Here is a 22,090-nt window from a genome sequence, read left to right on the forward strand (position 1 = left end):
GCGCATGTCAGGCAAAAGCCCAAAGGCTGCTGAGCAGGAAACTCAACGCGGCTGCGGCACCCATGGCCAGTAGCAGCGCAGCCAAGGCGGGCAGCCCGGCAGAGGCGGTCAAGGCATCCAGAAGTATTTGGCTGCCGGCAAAGCCGCCGCAGGAAACTGCCGAATACCTGAGCAGAGGTTTCCACGCGCCCTGTTTGCGCTGCTGGAAAGTAAACCGGTGGTGGCCCAGAAAGCCGGCAGCAAAAGCACAGCAGAAGCCAAGCAGGTTGGCTGTCAGAGGCGGCAGGTCGCCGAGCAGCGCCGCCGCTGCCGCAGCGTAGTGGAGCAGCGAGGCAAGCAAGCCGACCGTGCCAAAGCGGAACAGGAGGCGGGCGCGGATCATGAGGGGCTGCCCGCCCGGAACTCCTCGGCGATGATGAAGCCCGGGCGCTGTTTGACCTCGGAAAACACTCTGGAGAGATACTCGCCGATCACCCCGATGGACATGATCTGCAGTCCGCCGAGGAAAAAGATGGCCGTGGTGATGGTCGCAAAGCCGGGCACATCGGCACCCCAGATCAGCGTCTTCAGCACGATCCAGAAACTGTAGGCGATGGACAGGCAGGCAATCGCCAGGCCGACCACGGTCCAGATACGAAGCGGCCAGTCGGTAAAGGAGGTGAGACCGGTCAGCGCCAGCCGGAACAGGCGGCGGAAACCGAATTTGCTCTTGCCGGAATGGCGCGGCTTCAACTCGATCGGCACCGCGCAAGACCGGAAACCCACCCAGCTGAACAGGCCCTTCATGAACTTGTTGCGCTCTGGCAGCGACAATAGCGCTTCGACAACCTTGCGGTCCATGATCCGGTAGTCGCGGGCATTGGCCGGGATCGGGCATTCGCTGCCCATGGTCAGCAGCTTGTAGAAGCCGCGGGTCAGAACCCGCTTGAGCGGGCTTTCGTCGTGGCGGCTGGCGCGGACGGCGTAGACCACTTCATAGCCTTCGCTATACCGGGCCAGCATGCTCTCCAGGGTCGAGACGGGTTCCTGCAAATCCGCATCCAGAATCACCACTGCGGCACCGGTGCTGCGGGATAGGCCTGCGCACATGGCCTGTTCTTTGCCGAAGTTGCGCGACAAACGGACCGCGGCCAGCGGGATCTGCCCTGAACAGGCTGCGGCGGCCTCGTATGTGCCATCGCTGCTGCCGTCGTCGACCACGATGATTTCATAGGTTTTGCCCAGCCGCTCCGCCTCGGCGGCGACTTCTCGCAGGGTTCTTTGAATATTCCCGGCCTCGTTGAAGGCTGGAATGACAAAGCTGAGGTCCGGAATCTTGCCGGGGACCGCGACAGGAAGGGGCAGCTGCAGGCTCAGGGGCTGGGAGACGCTCATTTCAAAGCTCCTTCGCGGATGGGGCTGCTGTAATAGAGAACGTGCCGCCCGTATTGGCCGATCCGCTGATAGGCCAGGACCAAATGCTGTGCGGCGGCAAACTCATCGGATTGCGGAATGGCCAAGGCATGCGGCTCCTGCGGCAGCTGCTGCACCGCCGCCAGATCGGGAAGATTGCGGGCCTGGCCGCGGGTGTAGAACTCAGCTGAGTAGCTGCGCTTGCCGATGTAGTAGAGGGGGGACTGACTGCTGATTTCCGTCTTTTTGCGCACCAGCTCCTTTTCGCTGCGCAAGTTGACAGCATGCGGGGCAAACTGCGCGAGCGTTGCATAGAACCCGCCGGTGAAGATTACGAAGACAGAGCAGATCGCAAACAGAACCCGCGGCGCGCGCAAGCGGCAAGGGCGCCAGGCATCGGTGCAAAGCAAAACCAGCAGGACTGCGGCGGCGGGCAGGCCGGGCAGGGTATAGGCGGCCAGGATGTTGGCGGAAGCGGTGAACAGCAAGAGCGGCGACAGTGCCCAGCACAACAGGTAGCTGCGCCAATGAAGCCGGTCGCCGCGGAAGCTGCGGACCAAGCGGCGCGGTGTGAACAGCATCGGTACCAGGACCAGGGACCAGGGCAGGAAGGCGAGCACCCAATCGCCCCAGATCGCACCCTTGGGACGCTCATGGCCGTTGCCGTAGAGATCGCCCTGCCAGTCGGGGACGGTGAAACGCTCGAAATGTTCACCGACAAGGAAGTAATTCAGGAAGCCCGGTGTTTTCAGCTCGGCAGCCACATACCAAGGGAGCGAAAGCAGCAGCAGCAAGGCCAGCCCGCTGACCCAGGGCAGTTTTCCAGCCTCCCGCCAGCGGCCCGAGACCAGCCCCCAGAGGACGGCTGGAATGCCGCAGAGAACAACAGCCACCGGCCCCTTGGCCAGCAGACCGATGGCAAGGCCTGCAAAGGCAAACCAGCCATGAAAGCGGCTGCCGTTTTCAGAGTGCAGGCAGTTCCACAGGCCAATCATTGCCATGGCAACGCCCAGCGTCATGACCAGATCGGTCATCACAAAGGCGGAGGCACCGAAGAACAGGACCGAACTGGCCAGTACCGTCACCGAAACCAGGGCGGCACCGGACCCGGCTTCCTGCCGCACCCAGCGGAACAGCATCCCCAATAACAGGAGGGCGCAGGCAAAGATAAAGATGCGGGCGCCAAAGCCGTTCACGCCGAACAGCTCCATGCCGGCGGCCGACAGCCAGGTATGCAGCGGCGGCTTGCCCCAGAAGGGCACGCCGTAGTCGAACTGCGGCGTGATCCAGTCGCCGGTCTCCACCATCTTGCGGGCGATCTCGGCATAGCGCGCCTCGGTCGTGTCGGTGAAGGGCAGTGTGAAGATGGCCAGCAGCCGCACCAGCGCCAATGCACCGAGGATCGACAGCAAGGTGAGGGTATCGGTGCGGGAGAGGGAGAGTGTTTCCTTGGGGGACCGGTCTCCGGTCTTGCCGGGGGACTGCTCTGATATTTGTGGCACGGCCTGCGCTCCTGTGTCTTTGAGCGGCACAGATAGGCAGGCGGCTTGTCAGAAAAATCCAGGCAAACTTACAAATCTGTAAGCCTGTAATTTCCTGTAACACGTTACTTTTCTGCGACAATTTCCTGAGCGGAAAACCGCGCGCGTACATACAATCCGCCGTCTGCTGCGGGCGACAGCAGCAGACGGGCATCGTGGGCGTCTGAAATCGCTTTGACCAGCGCCAGGCCCAGCCCGGCGCCCGGTGTTGTCCGGCTGCGGTCCAGGCGCACCGAGGGTTTGATGACTTCGGAGTAAGCGCCGGGCGGCAGTCCCGGGCCGTTGTCGGCGACGCCCAGTTCGGTTTGGCTGGCAATCAAGGAGATGCGGCTGCCGGGCGGCGTGTGGCGCATCGCGTTCTCGATCAGATTGGTCAGCATCTGCGTCAGCAGCACAGCGTCGCCCAGCACGCGCCTGCTGCTTGAAATCCGGGTGGTGAACTCATACCCGGCGTCCTCGGCGACCGGGGCAAAAGTGGTGGCGACCTCGGCTGCAATTTCAGCCAGGCTCACCAGGGCAAAGCGCTTCCGGGCATTGCCGCTTTCAAGCCGGGCGATGCGCAGAAAGGCCTCAAACACCGCAATGATGTGGTCGGCCTGAGTGAGCGCTGCCGCGACATTGTCTTTGCTCTCTTCGGGGTCTTCCAGCAGCAATGCGTTTTCCAGCCGTAAGCGCAGCCGGGCCAGCGGTGTTTTCAGGTCATGGGCGATATTGGCGGCGATATTGCGGGACTGGTTGAACAGCACCTCGAGCCGTTCCAGCGTGCGGTCGATATTCTGGGCCAGATCGTCCAGATCGTCCCGGGCAGCCGCCGGGGCCACACGTGCCTCCAGCTGACCCAGGGCAACCTGGTCCAGCACCCGTGCCATGCGGGACAGGCGTTTTTGCGAATGAAAGCTGAAGACAGCCCCCAGCAGAACGGCAATCAGCGACACGGCGAGGCCGATCGAAAAGAAGGTCAGAGGCACAATGATGAGAGTGAATGTCCCGGTGCCCAGGTTGCTTCCAACCACCAGCACGCTGCCGCCGGCTTCTCCGGCATAATAATACCAATGCCCGCCCGACATTGCCAAAGGGGTTTCCGGGCTGCGGTCCCAGCGGTCGTCGTCAAACAGCCCGCGCAGCGCAAAGATGCCTTCGGGCGCGGATGCGGCGCTGGCAGTGTCGGCTTGGAAATAGACGGCTTCCTTGCCGTCATTCGGATAGTGTGCCGGGTCGAAACCGCGGGCCTGGATTTCGCTGGCGATTGCCGAGAAACGGGCGCTGAGATCCTCCTCGACGCGCTGATCGAATTCGCTGCGCACCACAAGGCCGGCCAAAATGGCGCCGACAATTTGCAGCAGGAACAGGCACAGCGCCAGCACCAGCGACTGCCGCAAGGCAGACATCCGCAGATACCGGTGGAATAGGCGCCTAGGGGTCAAATACATACCCCGCGCCGCGGATGGTCCGGATCACCGTATCGCCAAAGGGTTTCTCGATTTTGCCCCGCAGGCGGCTGACATGGGTTTCCACCACGCTGGTTGTGGGGTCGAAATTCAGCCCCCAGACCCTCTCCAGCAGCATGTTGCGGGTCAGCACCCGGCCCTTGGACCGCATAAAGGCCTCAAGCAGCCGGAACTCCTTGGTGTTCAAGTCCACCGGTTCGCCGCGCCGGGTGCAATTCTGCTTGAGAAGGTCCAATTTGATGTCGCCGCAGCTGAGCACGGTTGCCTCTGCGGCGCTGGGCCGCAAGGCGCGGCGGCCAAGCGCGGCGACGCGGGCTTCGAGTTCCGAGAACGCGAAGGGCTTGGACAGGTAGTCATCTGCTCCGGCTTCCAGCCCCTCGACCCTGTCCTCGACCTCGCCAAGGGCGGTGAGGAACAGGACCGGCGTCATCACCTCAGTCGCCCTCAGAGTTTTCAAAACGCCCAGCCCGTCCAGGTCCGGGGTCATGCGGTCGAGGATCAGGACCTCGTAGTCCGATGTGGTGGCCGCAATCAGCGCCTCGCGGCCGCTGGTGAACCAATCGACAACATGGCCGCTGCGGGTCAGCCCGTCGCGGACCCAGCCGCCAATCTCACCATCGTCTTCCAGCAGCAGAACGTGCATTCCGTCTCTCTTATCACTGATTTGCCGCCCGGGGGCGCCTTGGCCGTTGGAAGGCCGGACACACCGCCGGGCGGGCCGGGAAAAGCCTGGGGAGGAGGTCCGCTTTCCACGGCTATGCCACTGAAAATAGGGCTGAGCCCGCTGCGGCGCAAAGGCGAACTGGCAAGTTTACAAAACTGTATGGATTGCGCCAGCCAGCCGCCAAGGGCGTGCCGGCGCTGCGGGAATGGCAGGGTACCGTCCCGGAGGATTGGTCCAGGCCTTTGTGAATGCGGGGAAAAACCTGGCTTCATGACGCCTGGTTATAGGGCGCGTTCCTGAATTCATTACCTTTCGCCAAGCCTGAAGGGTAGCAGTGGCGGCGGCACGAGAACACTCGGCGGCAGTTACCAAAATCGATCAGAACGGGCTTTCCGGCCTAGCCGGGAAGCTCACGGAACCGGTGCGCCTGGCGCAGCTGGCCGGCGGAGGCTTGCTTGAGGAGGCAGGCAGAGCCGGGAAGGGACGGAACTAGGGAGGACCCCAAACATGAAATCCACCACAATGAAAATCGCGGCATTCAGCGCGGCGCTGATGATGCCTGCAGCAGGCTGGGCGGATGAGGACCACGATCCGAATTTCGCGGTGCCGGACGAAGAAGAGGAAGAGGGGTATGATCCGAACAAGCCCTATTACGCCGAGCTGGAGCTGGAGTACTTCAACAACAATTCGAACTTCGAGTCCGAGAACGAGTATTCGGCAACCCTGAGCCTCGGGTATTACTTCAACGAGAATTTCTCGATCAATGGTGTGGTGCTCGGCGCACCGGTCAAGGGCGACGGGTTCTTCCCGAACGACTACGACTTCTACTTCGAGGAGCTGTACCTGGCGGCCGAGTTCGACCGCATCGGCTTCTTCGCGGGCAAGTTCAACCCGACCTTCGGCATCGGCTACGACGATGCGGTGGGCTATCTTTACAGCGCTGAATACTTCTATGGTTACGAGCTGGTTGAACGTCTCGGTGTCGGCGCCACCTACACCTTCGGCGATGCTTCGGGCGGTGAGCACACCCTGGGCGCCAGTGCGTTTCAGCTCGACACCAGCTCGCTCGCCCGCAGCTTCTTCCGCGGCGAACAGCTGGCCGCGCGGGCAGATGGCGGCCTAAGCAATCACAGCGGCCTGGGCTCTTACAACCTCTGGCTCGAAGGCAACGATGCCTTTGGCGTCGAGAACTCGCGCTACAACGTCACTTACCGCTCGCAAGACGGCGGCATGCCGGGTGAGGAGACCGAAACCGGTTTTGCCATCGGCGGCGCCAAGCTGTTTGAACTCGCCAACGGCAATGAACTGGAAGTCTACGCCGAACTTGTCAGCCTGGATAACTCGCTGGACGAGGGGATTTCCTTTGACCAGGACTCGCTGATGGCAACCGGCGCCTATTACTTCGGCGATGATTGGGTCGCCTCGCTGGGCGGCGGCATCCAGCGGATCGGCAACAGCAGCGACACCAGCGAAATGGCCAACGGCAACAATAATTTCGTGACCGCTTCGATCGGCCGGAACTTTGGCGATCTCTATGCGGAGCTGGCCTACAAGCGCGACGAGACCAACGGCGTGTCGTCCAATTCGGCTGGCATCTTCCTGTACTACGGGCTCGAGTTCTGATCCCGGAAAAAACTGAGACAGCGCGCCGGATTTGTTCCGGCGCGTTCTTCAACAAAGGAGAACCCCTTGTCTAACAACGGTAATCTGCGCGGCGGCGCTGGGCTGATCGACGTTCACACCCATCTGCTGCCCTCCTGGTACACCTCGCGTCTGGGCGAGCAGGGCATGGTCACCATCGGCGGGCGCAGCCTGCAGGAGCCGGATCTGCAATGGACGCCGGAACGGGCGCTGGACTACAAGGACCGCTGCGGCATTGAAACCTCGATCCTCTCCTTTACCGATCCCGGTGCCTCAATCGGGCCCAGGGAATTTTCGGTTGCGCTGGCGCGGGAGTGCAACGAGTATCTGGCGAGACTGAAGCAGGATCATCCGACACGTTTTGGCGCTTTTGCGGTTCTGCCGCTGCCGCATGTGGATGAGGCGCTGGCCGAGCTGGAATACGCGCTGGACACGCTGAAACTCGACGGGCTGGTGCTGCTGTCCAACTACCAGGGGATCTATCCTGGCGACGAACGGTTTGACCCTCTGTTTGCAGAACTGTCGCGCCGAAAGCTTCCGACCTTCATCCATCCGGGCCTGCCGCAATACGACCTGCCGCTGCCGTACTACCCCTGGATCATGGAGTTCGTTTTTGACACCACCAGGGCTGCGGCCAACATGGTGCTGTCGGGCACGATGGACCGGCACCCGGGCATTCCGATCATCCTGTCCCATGGCGGCGGCACGCTGCCGTATTTGAGTTTCCGCCTGAAATCCGCCGACATGATCCATGGCTTCAATCTGGAGCGCGACGTGCTGGAGTACCTCAAGGACTACTACTACGACACCACCTTCTCGGCGGCCACCTTCCCGATTGCCACGATGCTGGAGCTGGTAGAGACCGATCACATCCTGTTCGGCTCTGACTACCCGTTCGGCCCTGGCTGGCTGACGGAGCATTCGGTCAAGGATCTGGCGGAAAACAGCAGGCTGAGCGATGCGGACCGGGCACTGATCCACCGCGGCAGCGCCGAAAAGCTGTTTCCGCAGTTCGGGCAGTAATCCAGGCACAATCCGGAAGCAGAAGGAGGCGGCACATGGCCAATCTCTACCGCAAGTTCAAAACCCAAGCCGAGCTGGACGTGCAATATGACGTCGAAAGCTCGGTGCCGGATTTCGGGGTGTACCTGCGCCATTTCGAGGAGCAGAACGCCAAGGCGCTGGCCTCCCTCAACCCGCAGATGAAGCTGCGCTATGGCGAGACGCTGTCCGAATACCTGGATTTCTACCCGGCTGAAGGCGAGGCGCCGCCCTTGCTGGTATTCTTCCATGGGGGTTACTGGCGGATGCTGGCAAGCGAGGACTTCGCCTTTGCGGCGCTGGGGCCCGTGGCGACGGGCTTCAGCGTTGCCAATGTGAATTACACCTTGTGCCCCAATGTCACCATGGACGAGATCGTACGGCAGTGCCGCGCGGCGATTGCCTGGCTGATCCGCAACGAGAACCTGAAGTTCGACCGGCGCAGGGTGATTGTGGCGGGCCATTCCGCGGGCGGTCACCTGACGGCCATGTGCCTGCTGACCAATTGGGAAGAGGACTATGGCCTGCCCAACGATTGCCTGGCAGGCGGCATTCCGGTGAGCGGGCTGTTCGATCTGAAGCCCTTTCCTTACACTTTCCTGCAGCCCGCTTTGCAGCTGGACATGGCGCAGATCCTGCGCAACAGCCCGCAGTTTCACATCCGCTCCGGCCTGCCGCCGGTGCATGTGACCTATGGTGCTGCAGAGTCCACCGAATTCCACCGGCAATCAGAGGAGTTTGCGGATGCCTGGGAGGCCGCTGGAAATGCCGTGACCCGCTACGCGCAGCCGGACAAGAACCACTTCACCGCGATGGCCGAGTTCGAGCAGGCGGGCACCCCGATCATGGAGGTTCTGCGCGGGATGGTCTGAACCGCCAGCGCAGGGGGCATGTCTGAAACAGGCCGGCGCAGAAATCTGCACCGGCCTGTTTGTTTACCGCGTCTTGCGGAAAGAGTGCGGAACGCGGCGGCGCTCCGCACAGTCAGTTCATTCCACGGCCTGGTGGAACTCGGCATTGATGAACAGGGTGACCTCGTCGCTGGCGACCGGGACCAGCATGTCAAAGCCGAAGTCCGAGCGGTTGAACTTTGCCATTGCCTCAAACCCCATCACGGCACCGTCTGCGTGCTTGCGCTCGGCCAGTGCGCCGATCAGGCTGACCTCCATCGTAATGGGCTTGGTGACACCGAGAAAGGTGAGGTCGCCGGTCATCTCGCCGCTGTTGTCTCCGGTCATGCTGAGGCTGGTAGCAGTGAACTCGGCCTTGGGGAATGCATCCGCGTTGAACCATTCAGGCCCTGCCATTTCCGCGTTCCAGTCATGCGCCTCCGGCCAGGGGAAGCCGGTATCCACCGAGGCGGTATTGACGGTGGCAGTCAGCTGGCTGTTTTCCGGATCTGCCGCGTCCAGTTCCAGCGTGGCACTGAGTCCGGTAAAACTGCCGGTGTAGTTCGAGATACCAAAGTGTTTGACCTGCCAATGCAGGCTGGAGTGGGTGGGTTTCAGCTCATAAGTGCCGCTGGGCACCGCCAGCTCTGCCGCATAGACCGGGGCAGCGGCCAGGGAGCCTGCCAGAATGATGTTTGCCAGACGCATGGGTTTCCTCCTGCTGGTTGGTAAGAAAAGGCCGCTGCCGGAAGCTGTCCGGCAGCGGCAAGTCAAGCCGCTGCGAGGTGTCCGCGGCTTAGGGGATAGGGATCAGCCGATGAAATCGCGGACTGCGGCCGCATAGGCTTCGGGCGATTCCAGGGTCGGGAAGTGCGACACGCCCGGCTGCAGGCGGTAGTAGGTGAACCAGGGGTTTGCCTCGGCGGCCTGTTTGTGCAGGGCTTCGTATTCTTCGGTCGCAGGCTGCGAGAATATGTGCGCCACAGGGCGCGACGGCGCCAGCGCCATGATGCGTTTCAGCGGCGTTTCCCACTCGTTGTGAACACCTTCGATCACGCGGCAGGAGCGGACCCACATCTCCTGGCCGTATTCTTCGAATTCCTTGTAGCAGTGATCGATCACGTCCTGGGACTGGGTGCCGCCGATCCAGATCTTGTAAAGGTGGTTGCGCACCTCGCTCCAGTGTTCGTCGGTTTGGCCGCGCTTGATGCCGTCGTGGAATTCCTGCGGCGGGTTCATCGCCCAGTCGGTCACGATGCAGCGCGGGATTCGATCCGCACCCAGTTTGTCTGCCAGACCGATGTTGACCCAGCCGCCGTGCGAGCAGGAGACCAGGACAGCCTGTTTGATGCCCTTCTGGTCCAGAACCGCGGCCATATCCTCAATCAGCTCAGCGGCGCCGAAATCGCCGTCATAGGCCAGGCCTTCGCGGTGGCCGCGATAGTTCACCTGCAGAACGTGATAGTGTTCGGCGAGCAGCGGGATTACATGGCGGTAGAGCCGGTCGTCCTGGCACCAGCCGGTCATCAGCAGTAGCGTTGTTTCGCCTGATCCGGCTTCTTGAAATTGCAGCGTGTTGTTGCCTACTTGGATTTCTTGCACTTGAGAGCACTCCTGTTTTGCATGTGCTGGCTGGGACGGGTCCGGTTATTGCGGTTGTTGTATCCGGCCGCCCCGCCATGTCCGGTCCGCTTGCAAAGAGCCGTCTTTGGCTGCGGACTCCGCGTGATCTGCTGCATCCGCCGGCAGGGCCGGGGATGCCTTGGTTTCCTGCCAGAAATCTACCGGTGAGGTGCGAGCGGAGATAATGAATTTGGGGGCTTGCGGTATAACTGCCGGGCTATGCGGGCGGCCGTTCATTCCGGCTGCAGCGCGCCTGTTTCGCCCTCGCTTTCCAGCGCCACGGCTTCCTCCAGCTCGTCGACAAAAATGTCGCGCAGCTGGTCCACCACCCGGTCCGAGCGCCAGATTGCAACCAGGGGCCCGACGGAGAGCGGCAGCTCGCAAGGCACGATCCGCAAGCCATGGCTGCGCTCAAGCGCCTTGGCGACGCATTTCGGCATCATCATGATCGAGTCGGTGCTGCGGACCAGCCCGGTGTTGATCGGGATCGACAGCGACACCACCGAGGTTTCGCTCAGCTGCGCGCCCATCGCAGAGACTTCCAGCTCCAATTGCATGCGGACATGGTTGTCCTTGGGTGGAAGCACCCAGGGATAATCGAGCAAATGCCGGAAGGCAGGGTCACCGGCTTCTTGCAGCAATGGATGCCCCTGGCGGACAACGGCGACAATCCGGTCCCGGGTGATGCCGTTGATGGTGTGATGGCCTTGCTGGGCGGTATAGGGATAGCGGCCGATCACCACGTCCAGCTGGCCGCTGTCCAGCTTTTCGATCAGGTCCTCCATCTTGCCGGTGTCGATCACCAGAGTCAGGCCCGGTGCTTTGGCCTTGGCCTGGATGATCGCCTGGTTGATCGCCTCCCAGTCGGAAATCAGCGAGAACACCCCCAGCCGCAGGCTGCCGGTGTCGCCGCGCAGGGTGGCCTCCAGATCGTCCTGCATGCGCTGGATATCCGCCAGCACGTTGCGGCCATGGCGGATCACCACCTCGCCGGCCGGGGTAGGGCGGGCGCCGTAGGGGGTGCGGTCGAACAGGCGCTCGCCAATGTCCTCCTCGATCACCGTGAGTGCCTTGGAAATTGCCGGCTGAGTGATGTGCAGCTTGTCGGCCGCGCGCAGCAGGTTGCCCATATCGGCAATGGCCAGAACAACCTGGATCTGCCGGATCTTCAGGCGGAGGCGGATGGGCTTCATGGTCTTTCCCTCCGTTTGCCAGCACGGTCCCGCACCCGCTGGGCAAACACGTCTTGGGGGCAGCCCCGAAGGGCTGCCGCAGGAGCCGGTGTCAGGACATGATGCTGACCGGCCAGGTCACCAGTTGCGGGAACAGGTACAGGATGACGATCGCCAGCACGTCGCAGATGATGAAGGGCGTGGCGGCCTTGTAGATGTCGTTCATCGTGGTGCCCTTGGGGGCGACCGCCTTCATCACAAACAGCGCACCGCCCAAGGGGGGCGAGGTCGATCCGGTCTCAATCGCCACCAGATACATGGCGGCAAACCAGATCGGGTCATAGCCGAACTGGATCACCACCGGCACGAAGATCGGCAGTGTCACCAGCATGATCGGGATCGGTCCCATGAACATGCCGAGGAACACCACGGTGGTGATCATCACCAGAACGACAGAGCCAGAGGAGATCGGAAGGTTGACGATGGTCTGCACCATACCCTCGGTGGCGCCGGTGAAGGCCAGGATTTGGGTGAAAGCGACGGCGCCGGAGACGATCATCAACAGCATCACCGAGATATTGGCGCTGCCGAACATCGACTTGCTGAAGGCCTCCCAGGTAAGGCGGCGTTTGGCGGCGGCCAGGAGCAGGGTGGCCACAGCACCGGTGGCGGCGGCCTCACTGGGGGTGGCTACCCCCATGAAAATCACCCCGACGACTGAGAAGATGATGACACCCAGCGGCACGATGTTGACCGCAGTGGCCGAGAGCTTTTCGGACAAGGGCACCGGTTCCACGTCAAAGGAGGGCGCAACATCCGGCTCGATGGTGCAGCGGATCAGGATGTAGGCAGTGTAGAGCGCGGCCATCAGCAGCCCGGGCAGGATGATCGCGATCAGGATCTTGCCGATGGAAAGTTCGGCGACCACCCCCAGTACCACCGCCAGCGAACTGGGCGGGATCATGATGGCGAGGCCGGCAGACCCCAGGATCGGCCCCAGCGACATCGGCTTCTTGTAACCGCGCTTCTCCATTTCCGGCACCAGGGAGGAGCCCAGAAGGGCAATCGAGCCCATGGAATTGCCGGTCAGGGTGGAAAACAGCACGCCGCCGCCCACCGCCATGAAGGCCAGCCGCCCGCGCAGCTTGCCGAACCATTTGTCGATAGTGTCCATCAGGTCGACCGCGATCCGCGACTGGAACATCGCCTCGCCCATGATCATGAACAGCGCCACCGGCACCAGCGTGAAGGTCGACAGCGAGTCGACGATGTTCACCACCAGCTGCTCGACCCCGCTCATGCCGCCGAACAGCATGTAGGCGCCGATGAGGTTCACCAGCAGGAAGGAGAAGGCGACCGGCAGCCCCAGCATCATGAAGGTGAGCAAGCCGCCGGTGATCAGGGCGATAACCCAATACCATTCCATGTCAGGCCCCTTTCGCCTGGACAATTGTCCGCAGGAGTTTGCCGGCAAACTGCAGAGCCATCAGCAGCATCACGCCGGGAAAGATGAGTGAGATCCAGTATTTCTGCGGCGCCATGACCGAGGCTTCGCGCACACCGGTGGCGGCCTGGTCCAGCACCACCTGCAGCCCGGCATAGGCCAGCGCCAGGCACAGCAGGGCACCTGCGGTGTTGTTGAAGACCGCCAGCAGCAGCTTGGGGCCGCTGCGCACTGCGTCATAGATCAGGTCAATGGTCACATGCTGGTTCTTCTCCAGCAGGTAAGGCGCCCCCAGGAAAGTCAGGTAGACCAGCCCGTATTCGGCAACCTCGATCACCCACAGCCGGGAGACGCCAAGGAAAGTGCGCGAGAAGACCTCGAAAAAGATGATGAGAGCGATCACTGACAAGACGCAGGCCCCCAGGACCGCCAATATCAGGTTGATCCGGCTCAGCAGCCGGCTGCTTCGTTCGTATAGTTCTGGCATGGGGCTTGTCCCGTTTGAACAAAGGGCCGGGCGCAGCTGCCCGGCCCTCAATCGGTGTGGGGCTGTCGTTATTCGCTCAGCATCTGGCGCAGTTCGGCGGCGGTTTCCGGGTCAATTGACTTGGCGACGGTTTCCCAGGCGGACTCCATGGCCAGGCCCTGGTATTTCTCCTGCTCGGCCGCGGGCAGATCATAAAGGGCATAGCCGGCCGCCTCCATCTCGCCGAAGGCGTCGCTGATCACGCCGCTCCAGCTGGCGTCGATACGCGGCGCGAGGTCGTTGCGGACAAAGTCGACGATGCGGGCCTGCAGCTCTTCCGGCACCTCGTTCCAGGCGTCCTGGTTGACCACAGCGTTAAAGCCGCCCTGGTAGAAGCCCGGGGTCACAACCTGTTTCACCACACCCTTGAACTGGTCGCCCCAGCCCACCGGGCCGAAGACAAACCCGTCAATCGCGCCGCGCTCCATGGCGGTGTAGATCTCGCCGATCGGCAGCACCAGCGGCGCTGCGCCCAGGGCTTCGACCATCGGCTGCACGGTCGGGAAAGAGCGGATGCGGCGGCCCTTCAGGTCTTCCAGGGTTTCAATCGGCTCGCGCAGGTAGAAGTGGAACTTGATCTCCGAGGCCGGCACCGCGCCCAGGTAGAACAGCCCGCTGCCTTCGTGCAGCGCTTGCATCTTCTCGTTGAAGCCCGCCGCGTTCACGCCGTCATAGCCTGCATTGGTGAAGTAGCGGGTCTTGGCCGCCGGAACCAGGCCCGCATAGAAGCTGGGGTCGGTGAAGGCGATATCGATGGCGCCGTTGCGGGCGGCGTCGGCCTGGCCGAACATCTGGATCACTTCCGGGCCGCCGCGCCAGTTGATCTGGAACTCGCCCTCGAATTTGGCGTTGATCTCGTCAATGAAGATCTTGAACCCGTGCGACAGGTTGTGGGTCTTCGGGGTCATCGTCACCGCGTTCATGGTGATCTCTTCCGCAACCGCAACAGGGGCCATCATCATGGCGCCAACGGCGGCAAACGAGGTAAGAAGGCTCTTCATTGTCATACTCCCTTTGATGTGAGCCGGCCCGCCCGGCCTGACGGCAGGACAAACCGATCCAGTCCCATCCGGGCTTTCCGGCGGGATGGTGTGAATTGATGTCCGGTGAGGGGGGCTTAGGACGGCCTCAAGACCTAGGGGCCGGACCTAATGCCGTGATCGGACAGTTCCGCGTGTTTCGTCTTTGCGCGCCAGCACCCGTGGCGGCTCAGGGCCTCTTCAGCAGGCCCCGGGAGAGCGCGGGCTTCCATTGCGCCGGGCTTCTGCAATTTGCCCGTTGGCCTATGGCCTGCCTCCCGGATGGCAGGTTACTGAGCGGTCCGGCCGAAAGGTAATGAATTGGCGGCCCGGCGGTATAACCAAGCGATAGTGTCGCCTCCTTCTGTCTGGCTTTTGCCCGCGGCGGGGGCCGGGACATCTTGCAAAGGTCGGCTTTCAAGCTGACAAAGGCCGCTGAGCTGATCCACTGTTTTTCTCTTTGTTTTCATAATTGTAATCTTGGCTCCAAGTGGCCTCGCGGTATGCGTGTCAGGCAGGCGGCCGCAGCATGTCTTCGATCTCAGCGGCCAGGCCGAGCAGGGCTTCATCGCTGCCGGAGGGGGCAACCAGTTGAACGCCAACAGGAAGTTCCGAGCCGGTCAGATGGTGAACCGGCAGCGACAGCGCGGGCGTTCCGGCCAGATTGAAGGGGGCGGTATAGGCCATCAGCGCCTGCCGTTCCGATCCGCTCCAGCTTCCGATTGCCAGATCCTTCTGGCCGCGCAGGGGGGCGGTGCAAGGGCATGTGGGGAGAATCAGGAAATCGTAGTCTTCGAAAAGCTGCTCGAGATCGGACTGGAACTGCCAGGTCCGTTGGCGGGCCTCTGTCAGATCGGAGATGGTTTTCGCTTGCGCCAATTCGATCCGCGAGGCGGTCTCGGCCTGATAGGTCTCGCGGATGAACTCCGGATCATGCCGCGCGCTGTGCTCGGTGCCGGCCTCGACGAGCACGGTGTCGGCAAAGGCATCGAACAGGCCGTCGAACATGTCCGTATCCTGCAAAGGTGTAATGCGGGCCAATGGTTCTAGCTGTCGACAGAAGGCCTCGAAGGCGGCGGCGGTGGCTGCATCAGTTGGGACCGGTCGCAGGTAAGGGAAGGCGGCGATCCGGAGCTTTTCCGGCGGGCGCTGCGGCGCCATTCCAAATACAGCGGATAGCGTAAGGACGTCTTCCATTGCAGCGCCAAGGATCCCAGGGTGGTCCAATGACTTTGCCAGCGGGAAAATCCCTTGCGAGGACAGCCGGTTATAAGTTGGTTTGAACCCTACGGTGCCGCATAGGGCTGCTGGAATGCGGACCGAACCGCCGGTGTCGGTGCCCAGCCCGGCGCTTACCGCACCATAGGCGATGGCCGCCGCCATGCCGCCGCTGGAGCCGCCGGGGATCCGGGATGTGTCATGCGGGTTGAGGGTGTCGCCAAAGGTTTCGCTGGCCGTAGTGACGCCCCAGGCGAATTCGTGGGTGGTGGTTTTGCCGGTGATGATGGCGCCCGCCTCGCGCAGGGTCCGCACCACGGCGGCATCGCGGTCAGGCACATTGCCGACAAAGGCCTGCGAACCATAGCGGGTCTCGCAGCCAGCGGTGTCGATCATATCCTTGACCGCAACCGGCACCCCTTCCAGCGGGCGGGGGGTGCCGTTCTTGTAGCGCTGCTCGCTTTCGGTTGCCGCGATTAGCGCATCTTTCCTGTTCAGCACCGAGAAGGCGTTGATGTCGATCCGGCAGCGCTTGGCCCGGGCCAGGGCTTCACGGGCGGCGTCCATCGCGCTGAGTTCCCCGCTTTTGAGCCCGGCGAGGGTATCGGGGACCGAAAGCGCGCGCTCCTTGCCCCGCAGCATCACCAGATGGCCTCCAGCAGCTTGTCCAGTTTGCTGGCAGCATCCCCGCCCAGATCGGCGACCTCGTTGGAGTAGCTTTCCTGCAGCAAGCGGGAGACTTCCGGCAGTTTATCGCGGGACAGACCAAAGGCGCTGATCTTGCTGGGCAGACCCAGCGAATGGACCGCCTGTTCAATCCGGTCTGCCAGCGCCTGAGCGGCATCGCCGCGTTCACCGGCCGCCACAAACCCGTTCAGCTTCTCGCCGTACATTTCAGCACAGGCGCGGATCACCGGCGCCAGCGTGATGCACGACGTCATGCTGTGCGGCAGTTCGAACGTGCCGCCAAGGATGTGGCCGATACGGTGGCTGAGGCCATAGATCATTGAGGCAGGTGTGAAATAACAGTACCAGCCGCCCAGCTGCAGCTGTACGAGGTCCGCGTCGGTTATGAGGCCTTGCGCCAAAGCTTCTTGCGTGCTGAGCTCTGCAGGCCAGCGTTCCAGCACCGACAAAAAGCGGTTCACGCCGTCGGCAGCGATGATCGCGTGCGGGTGGTCCGCCGCAACCTTGCGCATGCCTTCGACGGCATGGTCGATGCCCTTGATGGCGGAGGACAGCAGCAGCCCGCGCGGCGCGGTGCGCAGCAGCACCGGGTCCAGTGCAACAACCTTGGGCGTGGTTTCCCGCACCGCGTAGCTGCGTTTGAACAGCTGCGGGCCGTCGGTCTCGGTGATGCCGAAGTAATGGGAATATTCCGAGCCGGAGACCGTGGTCGGCAGGGCAGCGATAGGCAGATAGCGCCCGGCCTCCTGGTGGTGCAGGTAAGAAACCGCCTTGGCCGCGTCCAGTACCGAGCCGCCGCCAACAGCGATGATCGAGCCCGCGTTCAGCCGTTTGCACTCCTCCAGCGCCGCGCGGATGCCAGTGTCGGGCGCATGCGCGGGCAGGTCGGTGACCAGGCCCAGGTGCGTTTCGGCCAGAAGCGGCAGCACATATTCCTGCGCCAATGCTTCCAGCACATCGGCCACAAAGACTACCGGACGTGTGATGCCGAATTCCGGAAACCGGCTCAAAGAGGCCGGCAGGCTGTTCTCGCCCCAGAGGATTGTTTCTTGCGGTAGGGAAATGAAGTGGCCCATGCTGTGCCTCACCCGTTCGAAATGTTTGGAAATTCAAGATGCCAGGCCGGCGGTCGAGGGTGCGCCGCCGGCCTGTCCGCACTTGGCGCTTAGTCCGGCAGCCGGGGAGTGGGTGCCGGCCGCAGCGCTGCGGCGCGTTCGATTTCGGTGCGGTCCGCTTCATGCTCTTCCGAAAGACAAAGCGACTGGCCCAGCGAATCCGCGTCTTCGTCGATGGTGAAGTCCGAGGGCGTGGAGACGGCGCAGATATGGCCATCCGGGTCCAGGAAGTGGAACTGCTGCGAATAGACCGCGTTCTGGATGCCGGAAACCTCGACGCCCGATTTGATCAGGCGGTCGCGTTGGTCGGCCAAGGCGGCGTCGTTTTCCACTTCGAGGGTGAAGTGGTGGGTGAGGCCGGTGCCCAGGCGGCCCTTGGCATAGTTGGGCAGGCCAAAGAACGTCAGCACCGAGCCCGGCGACAGATCGTCATCGCAGGCGTAGTAGTAGTGGGTGCCGCCTTTTTCATCCAAGTAATCGGTCTTTTTGATCAGGTGCAGGCCAACGGTTTCGACAAAGAACTTTTCGGTCCGTTCGGCGTTGCTGGAGATCGAGGTGATGTGGTGGAAGCCGCGCATCGCATAGTCGCTGGTGATGGTGCTGCAGTCATGCGGCCAGGTTTCCGAGGCCACCGCCAGCTCGCTGCGGCCGCCGACCAGGTTTTCCTCCGGCTGCGGGCAGAACTTGGAGCCCAGCACGGCCTCGTCGTGGCCGAAGCCCGGTTCGGAGGTAGCGATTTCGATGATCGCGCCATCGGGGTCGCGCAGATAGATCGCGTGGAAATAGTTGCGGTTGTAGGGGCCGGTGCAATGGATGCCCATGTCGGTCAGGCGGCGCTTCCATTTCAGCAGGCCGTTGCGGTTCGGCACATGCAGCGCCAGGTGGTGGTTGGTGCCGGCACCCCAGCGGCCCTTGGGATCGCCGACACGCGGGTTGGCAACGCCGTCCTTGGTGGCATCCGGGTCCACAAAGCCTTTCTCGGGCATCATGTAGAAAATCGGGTTCCACTCGACATAGGTCACGGTCTCGGTGCGCTTGGGCTCGCCTGGGAACTGCTCAAAGCCAAAAGTGACCACCGGCAGATGCGCATCATTGTGGTGCACGGTGCGCTTCAGCACCTTCATCCCCAGCGCCTTGGTATAGAACTCCTCCGAGCGCCGGATGTTTGAGCAAACGAAAGTCTGGCTGTTGACGCCATTGATCGTCATGTTGTTCATGGATTTTCTCCTGATTTCATGGGGCTATGCCCATATCTGGTTGGTTCGCGCACACGGGGCATTGGCCGCGTGGCCGGAGGGTCAGTCCGCGCGTTTCGGGTGTTTCGTGATCTCGAAGCGGTCTTGGTTCGGGGCGCTGGCGGCCGGGGCAATGCACCGTTGCGGGCCAGGCGCTGGCAGGGGGCAGAGCGGATAAGGTTTCAGCTGGCAGGCTTTGGGGGAAGCGATGGCCTGGGGCGGCCATCGCCGGTGTTTGGTGCGTTACTCGGCTTCGGACTCTTTGCCGATGCCCATCCGCGGCAGCACGTCATGCCCTTCCATGCGGTGCTTGATGACGGCGGCGATGTGGACAACAACCACCGCCAGCATCGTGTAGGCGACCCACAAGTGCCAGGTGGCCAGCAGGTTCTCGAGCACTTCGCTTTCGATGGTCGGGAACAGCTTGGGCATCGCAATGCCGCCCCACCAGGTCACGCCGTGGCCGCCGAAATCGGTCTCAGCCCAGCCGATGAACACCGCCATCGCGGGCAGGATATACAGCAGCGCGTGGCCGATCTTGGAACCCTTGGCCTCCAGCGGCGACAGCCCCTCGGGCTCGGCCGGGCGCGGTGCGGTCAGCAAGAGCACAAAGCGCCAGATCAGCAGCATGCCGATAGTCACGCCGGTCCAGATATGCAGGTCGAACAGAGTTTCCTGCAGCGGGCTGTCTTCTTCGACAAGCTCCACCATCGAATAGCCGCAGACCCACATGAAGAGAAAGCCTGCAGCCATCAGCCAGTGCAGCATCCGCGCTGTCTTGCTATATTTGGTGACCGTTTGGTCTGTTGTCGCCATCTTCCTATCCTCCCTGGGTAGCGGCTGTCGTTTAGATGCACCGATTGGCTCTGCGCCCGGGGTGCGGGGCAGATTGGCCAACCGGCAGGGCCGGGATGAAGTCCGGCGGTTAGAAGGGGCCGATCTTCAGCAGCTTTTCGGCGTTCTTGTGGGCGATCTTCTCTTTGGTGGCCGCTGGCAGATCCACGGCGTTGAACCAGTCGGCTCCCAGCTTGTTGCTGACAAAGGGGTAGTCGACCGAGAACATCACCCGGTCCTCGCCCATCACCGACAGCGCCAGGCGCAGCAGGTCATCCGAGAAGAATGCGCTGGTTGTGATCCAGAAATTATCGTTGAAGTACTGCTGGACAGGTTTCTGCAGCTTGCCCTTGGTGATCGCGGTCAGATCGTCGCCGAAGCGGTAGTAGTAGAAGGGGATCGCCTCGCCCATATGGCCGATGATGATCTGCAGCTTCGGGTATTTGTCAAAGATCCCGCGGCAGACCAGGCGCAGCGAGCAAATGGCCACTTCCTGGTGCCAGCCATAGCCTGGCCCGCTGAGGATGTTGCTGACCCATTGGTCATCCAGGTCGTTGTAATACAGATCCTTGGCCGCATCGGTGGCAAAGTTCGGGTGGATGTAGATCGGAACCCCCAGCGCCTCAGCCCGTTCCAGCAGCGGCGCATACATCGGGTCGTCCAGGAACTTCCCGTTGGTGAAGCCATAGACCATGGTGCCGAGGAAACCGTAGTCGCGCACGGTGCGTTCCAGCTCATCGGCTGAGGCCTCGGGCGAGGCCAGCGGCAGTACCGAGAAAGCGCGGAACCGGTCCGGGTAGGCAGGGATCACCTCTTTCGCCAGCCAGTCGTTGATCTTACGCGCAAAGGCGATGCCTTCTTCGCTGGGCAGGTTTTGGGCGCCGGGGGTCAGCGCCGACAGCACCTGGATGTCGATACCGGCCTCATCCATATGGGCAATCCGGCCAGCGCCCACATCGTTGATGTCAAACCGGGGATAGCCTTTGGCAAATTTGATGCCGTTCAGCTCTTGCATCTCGGGGGTCGCAAAATGCTCCTCCAGACCAATCAAGAACATATATGTCTCCTTACGAGCCTTCCGCCGCGGACTTGGCTGACATCCGACAGCCTCTCCGGACCCTGTGTTAAGCTCCGGACGCCGGGCGGTAGCCCTGCGTCCGGAGTTGGCCTGTCCTGCACGCCGCCACGCAGATGCGATGCGCAGAGACCGGCCGTTTCCCAGGCTATCTATGAATGAGGGGCTGCGGTCCGTCGATTGAATGTTGGAACAGGCGGCTTGTGCCTTTGGTTATATGCCTTTGTTTCTAATGCCTTGGGTTCACGCAGCAGAAAGGCCCCGCCGGAAACCGGCAGGGCCTTGAGTTACAAGAGACTGTTTCAGAGGCGGATCAAACCCGCTCCAGCGCAATGGCGATGCCCTGGCCGACTCCGATGCACATTGTGCTGAGGGAGCGCTTGCCGCCGTTAAGCGACAGCTCAAGCGCAGCGGTACCGGTGATACGGGCGCCGGACATGCCCAAGGGGTGGCCAAGTGCAATGGCGCCGCCATTGGGGTTCAGCCGTGGGTCGTCGTCGGCAATGCCCAGGTCGCGCAGGGTCGCGAGGCCCTGGCTGGCAAAGGCCTCGTTCAGCTCGATCACATCGAAATCGGCCTGGGTCAGCCCCAGCCGCTGCATCAGCTTTTTCGAGGCTGGCGCGGGGCCGAAGCCCATGATCCGCGGTGCAACTCCGGCAGTTGCGCCGCCCAGTACCCGGACGACGGGGGTGAGGCCATGCGCCTTGATTGCCGCTTCAGAGGCGAGGATCAGCGCCGCAGCGCCGTCATTCACGCCTGAGGCATTGCCCGCCGTCACGCTGCCGCCCTCGCGGAACGGTGCGCGCAGCTTGGCCAGCGCCTCCTGCGTGGTGCCGGGGCGGGGGTGCTCGTCTGCCTCAACGGTGACCGGAGCGCCCTTGCGCTGCGGGATCACTACCGGTGTGATCTCTTGTGCGAGGCGGCCGCTGGCTTGGGCTGCTCCGGCTTTCTGCTGCGAGCGCAGGGCAAAGGCGTCCTGATCGGCACGGCTGATGCCGAACTCCTCGGCTACGTTCTCGGCCGTCTCCGGCATCGAGTCGACGCCGTATTGCGCCTTAATCAGCGGGTTGACGAAGCGCCAGCCGATGGTGGTGTCATGCACCTCATTGGCGCGGGAGAAGGCTGCTCCGGCCTTAGGCATCACAAACGGCGCGCGGGTCATGCTCTCGACGCCGCCGGCAATCACCAGATCAGCTTCACCAGCCTTGATCGCGCGGGCCGCGGTGATCACCGCATCCATGCCCGAGCCGCAAAGCCGGTTCATGGTGGTGCCGGGCACGCTGTCGGGCAGGCCCGCCAGCAGCGCCGACATGCGGGCCACGTTGCGGTTGTCCTCGCCGGCCTGGTTGGCACAGCCATAGATCACCTCGTCGACCTGGGCCCAGTCGATATCGTGCTTGGCCATCAGGGCCTTCAGCGGCACTGCGCCCAGATCGTCGGCCCGTACCTGGGCCAGCGCGCCGCCGAAACGGCCGATGGGGGTACGGATGTAGTCGCAGATGTATACGTCTTGCATAAATGGACC

Annotated in this window: 20 protein-coding genes; 3 read left to right on the plus strand and 17 right to left on the minus strand. The window is 62.5% G+C overall.

Annotated features, from left to right (window positions below; genetic code table 11):
• Window positions 1-7: 7 nt before the first annotated feature.
• The 5 genes from RA19_RS07320 to RA19_RS07340 all read right to left on the minus strand — a co-directional run bounded on the left by RA19_RS07320 (window position 8) and on the right by RA19_RS07340 (window position 5,024).
• Window positions 8-382 (minus strand): GtrA family protein, encoded by a 375-nt coding sequence (locus tag RA19_RS07320; RefSeq protein ID WP_039161068.1) that lies wholly within the window; start codon window positions 380-382, stop codon window positions 8-10.
• Window positions 379-1,374 (minus strand): glycosyltransferase family 2 protein, encoded by a 996-nt coding sequence (locus tag RA19_RS07325; RefSeq protein WP_082020478.1) that lies wholly within the window; start codon window positions 1,372-1,374, stop codon window positions 379-381. Before RA19_RS07325 ends, RA19_RS07320 begins: the two co-directional genes overlap by 4 nt.
• Window positions 1,371-2,894 carry an ArnT family glycosyltransferase gene (locus tag RA19_RS07330; protein WP_241479036.1) on the minus strand — a complete coding sequence of 508 codons (1,524 nt, stop codon included), beginning with the start codon at window positions 2,892-2,894 and terminating at the stop codon, window positions 1,371-1,373. The genes RA19_RS07325 and RA19_RS07330 overlap by 4 nt, the downstream gene beginning before the upstream one ends.
• A gap of 104 nt (window positions 2,895-2,998) precedes the next feature.
• Window positions 2,999-4,321: a sensor histidine kinase gene (locus RA19_RS07335; protein ID WP_052261692.1), complete on the minus strand. Its 1,323-nt coding sequence runs from the start codon at window positions 4,319-4,321 to the stop codon at window positions 2,999-3,001.
• Between the two features lie 25 nt (window positions 4,322-4,346).
• Window positions 4,347-5,024: a response regulator transcription factor gene (locus RA19_RS07340; RefSeq protein WP_039161075.1), complete on the minus strand. Its 678-nt coding sequence runs from the start codon at window positions 5,022-5,024 to the stop codon at window positions 4,347-4,349.
• 528 nt (window positions 5,025-5,552) lie between these two features.
• Between RA19_RS07340 and RA19_RS07345 the strand changes: the two genes are divergently transcribed.
• The 3 genes from RA19_RS07345 to RA19_RS07355 all read left to right on the plus strand — a co-directional run bounded on the left by RA19_RS07345 (window position 5,553) and on the right by RA19_RS07355 (window position 8,599).
• Entirely contained in the window at window positions 5,553-6,668 is a 1,116-nt protein-coding gene (locus RA19_RS07345; protein ID WP_152615712.1) for a hypothetical protein, read from the plus strand.
• A 66-nt stretch (window positions 6,669-6,734) separates the two neighbouring features.
• Window positions 6,735-7,709 (plus strand): amidohydrolase family protein, encoded by a 975-nt coding sequence (locus RA19_RS07350; protein ID WP_052261693.1) that lies wholly within the window; start codon window positions 6,735-6,737, stop codon window positions 7,707-7,709.
• A gap of 35 nt (window positions 7,710-7,744) precedes the next feature.
• Entirely contained in the window at window positions 7,745-8,599 is an 855-nt protein-coding gene (locus RA19_RS07355; RefSeq protein ID WP_039161080.1) for an alpha/beta hydrolase, read from the plus strand.
• A 117-nt stretch (window positions 8,600-8,716) separates the two neighbouring features.
• Here RA19_RS07355 and RA19_RS07360 read toward each other — a convergent pair whose 3' ends face one another.
• From RA19_RS07360 to pcaF, 12 genes are all read right to left on the minus strand, one after another.
• A complete protein-coding gene (locus RA19_RS07360; RefSeq protein WP_039161082.1) occupies window positions 8,717-9,325 on the minus strand; it encodes a YceI family protein in 609 nt (202 codons plus the stop codon).
• 102 nt (window positions 9,326-9,427) lie between these two features.
• Window positions 9,428-10,219, minus strand: a complete 792-nt coding sequence (locus tag RA19_RS07365; protein WP_039161085.1) for an alpha/beta fold hydrolase — start codon at window positions 10,217-10,219, stop codon at window positions 9,428-9,430.
• Between the two features lie 254 nt (window positions 10,220-10,473).
• Complete coding sequence (locus RA19_RS07375) at window positions 10,474-11,433, minus strand: LysR family transcriptional regulator (protein WP_052261694.1); 960 nt, start codon at window positions 11,431-11,433, stop codon at window positions 10,474-10,476.
• A 91-nt stretch (window positions 11,434-11,524) separates the two neighbouring features.
• Window positions 11,525-12,838 carry a TRAP transporter large permease gene (locus tag RA19_RS07380; RefSeq protein WP_039161089.1) on the minus strand — a complete coding sequence of 438 codons (1,314 nt, stop codon included), beginning with the start codon at window positions 12,836-12,838 and terminating at the stop codon, window positions 11,525-11,527.
• 1 nt (window position 12,839) lies between these two features.
• The gene (locus tag RA19_RS07385) at window positions 12,840-13,343 is read right to left on the minus strand and encodes a TRAP transporter small permease (RefSeq protein ID WP_039161092.1); all 504 of its coding nucleotides are present in this window, start codon (window positions 13,341-13,343) and stop codon (window positions 12,840-12,842) included.
• 68 nt (window positions 13,344-13,411) lie between these two features.
• The gene (dctP, locus tag RA19_RS07390; RefSeq protein WP_193748238.1) at window positions 13,412-14,383 is read right to left on the minus strand and encodes a TRAP transporter substrate-binding protein DctP; all 972 of its coding nucleotides are present in this window, start codon (window positions 14,381-14,383) and stop codon (window positions 13,412-13,414) included.
• A 528-nt stretch (window positions 14,384-14,911) separates the two neighbouring features.
• Window positions 14,912-16,261, minus strand: a complete 1,350-nt coding sequence (locus RA19_RS07395) for an amidase (RefSeq protein WP_039161097.1) — start codon at window positions 16,259-16,261, stop codon at window positions 14,912-14,914.
• Complete coding sequence (locus RA19_RS07400; protein ID WP_039161100.1) at window positions 16,261-17,382, minus strand: iron-containing alcohol dehydrogenase; 1,122 nt, start codon at window positions 17,380-17,382, stop codon at window positions 16,261-16,263. Before RA19_RS07400 ends, RA19_RS07395 begins: the two co-directional genes overlap by 1 nt.
• Window positions 17,383-17,471: 89 nt before the next feature.
• Window positions 17,472-18,638: a VOC family protein gene (locus RA19_RS07405; RefSeq protein ID WP_039161102.1), complete on the minus strand. Its 1,167-nt coding sequence runs from the start codon at window positions 18,636-18,638 to the stop codon at window positions 17,472-17,474.
• Window positions 18,639-18,899: 261 nt separating this feature from the next.
• Window positions 18,900-19,472, minus strand: coding sequence for a cytochrome b (locus tag RA19_RS07415; protein WP_039161107.1), 573 nt, complete (start codon window positions 19,470-19,472; stop codon window positions 18,900-18,902).
• Between the two features lie 109 nt (window positions 19,473-19,581).
• Entirely contained in the window at window positions 19,582-20,547 is a 966-nt protein-coding gene (locus tag RA19_RS07420) for an amidohydrolase family protein (protein WP_039161108.1), read from the minus strand.
• A 331-nt stretch (window positions 20,548-20,878) separates the two neighbouring features.
• Window positions 20,879-22,081 (minus strand): 3-oxoadipyl-CoA thiolase, encoded by a 1,203-nt coding sequence (gene pcaF, locus RA19_RS07425; RefSeq protein ID WP_039161110.1) that lies wholly within the window; start codon window positions 22,079-22,081, stop codon window positions 20,879-20,881.
• Window positions 22,082-22,090 lie beyond the last annotated feature (9 nt).

Source organism: Leisingera sp. ANG-M1, assembly GCF_000813745.1.
Taxonomy (GTDB): Bacteria; Pseudomonadota; Alphaproteobacteria; order Rhodobacterales; family Rhodobacteraceae; genus Leisingera.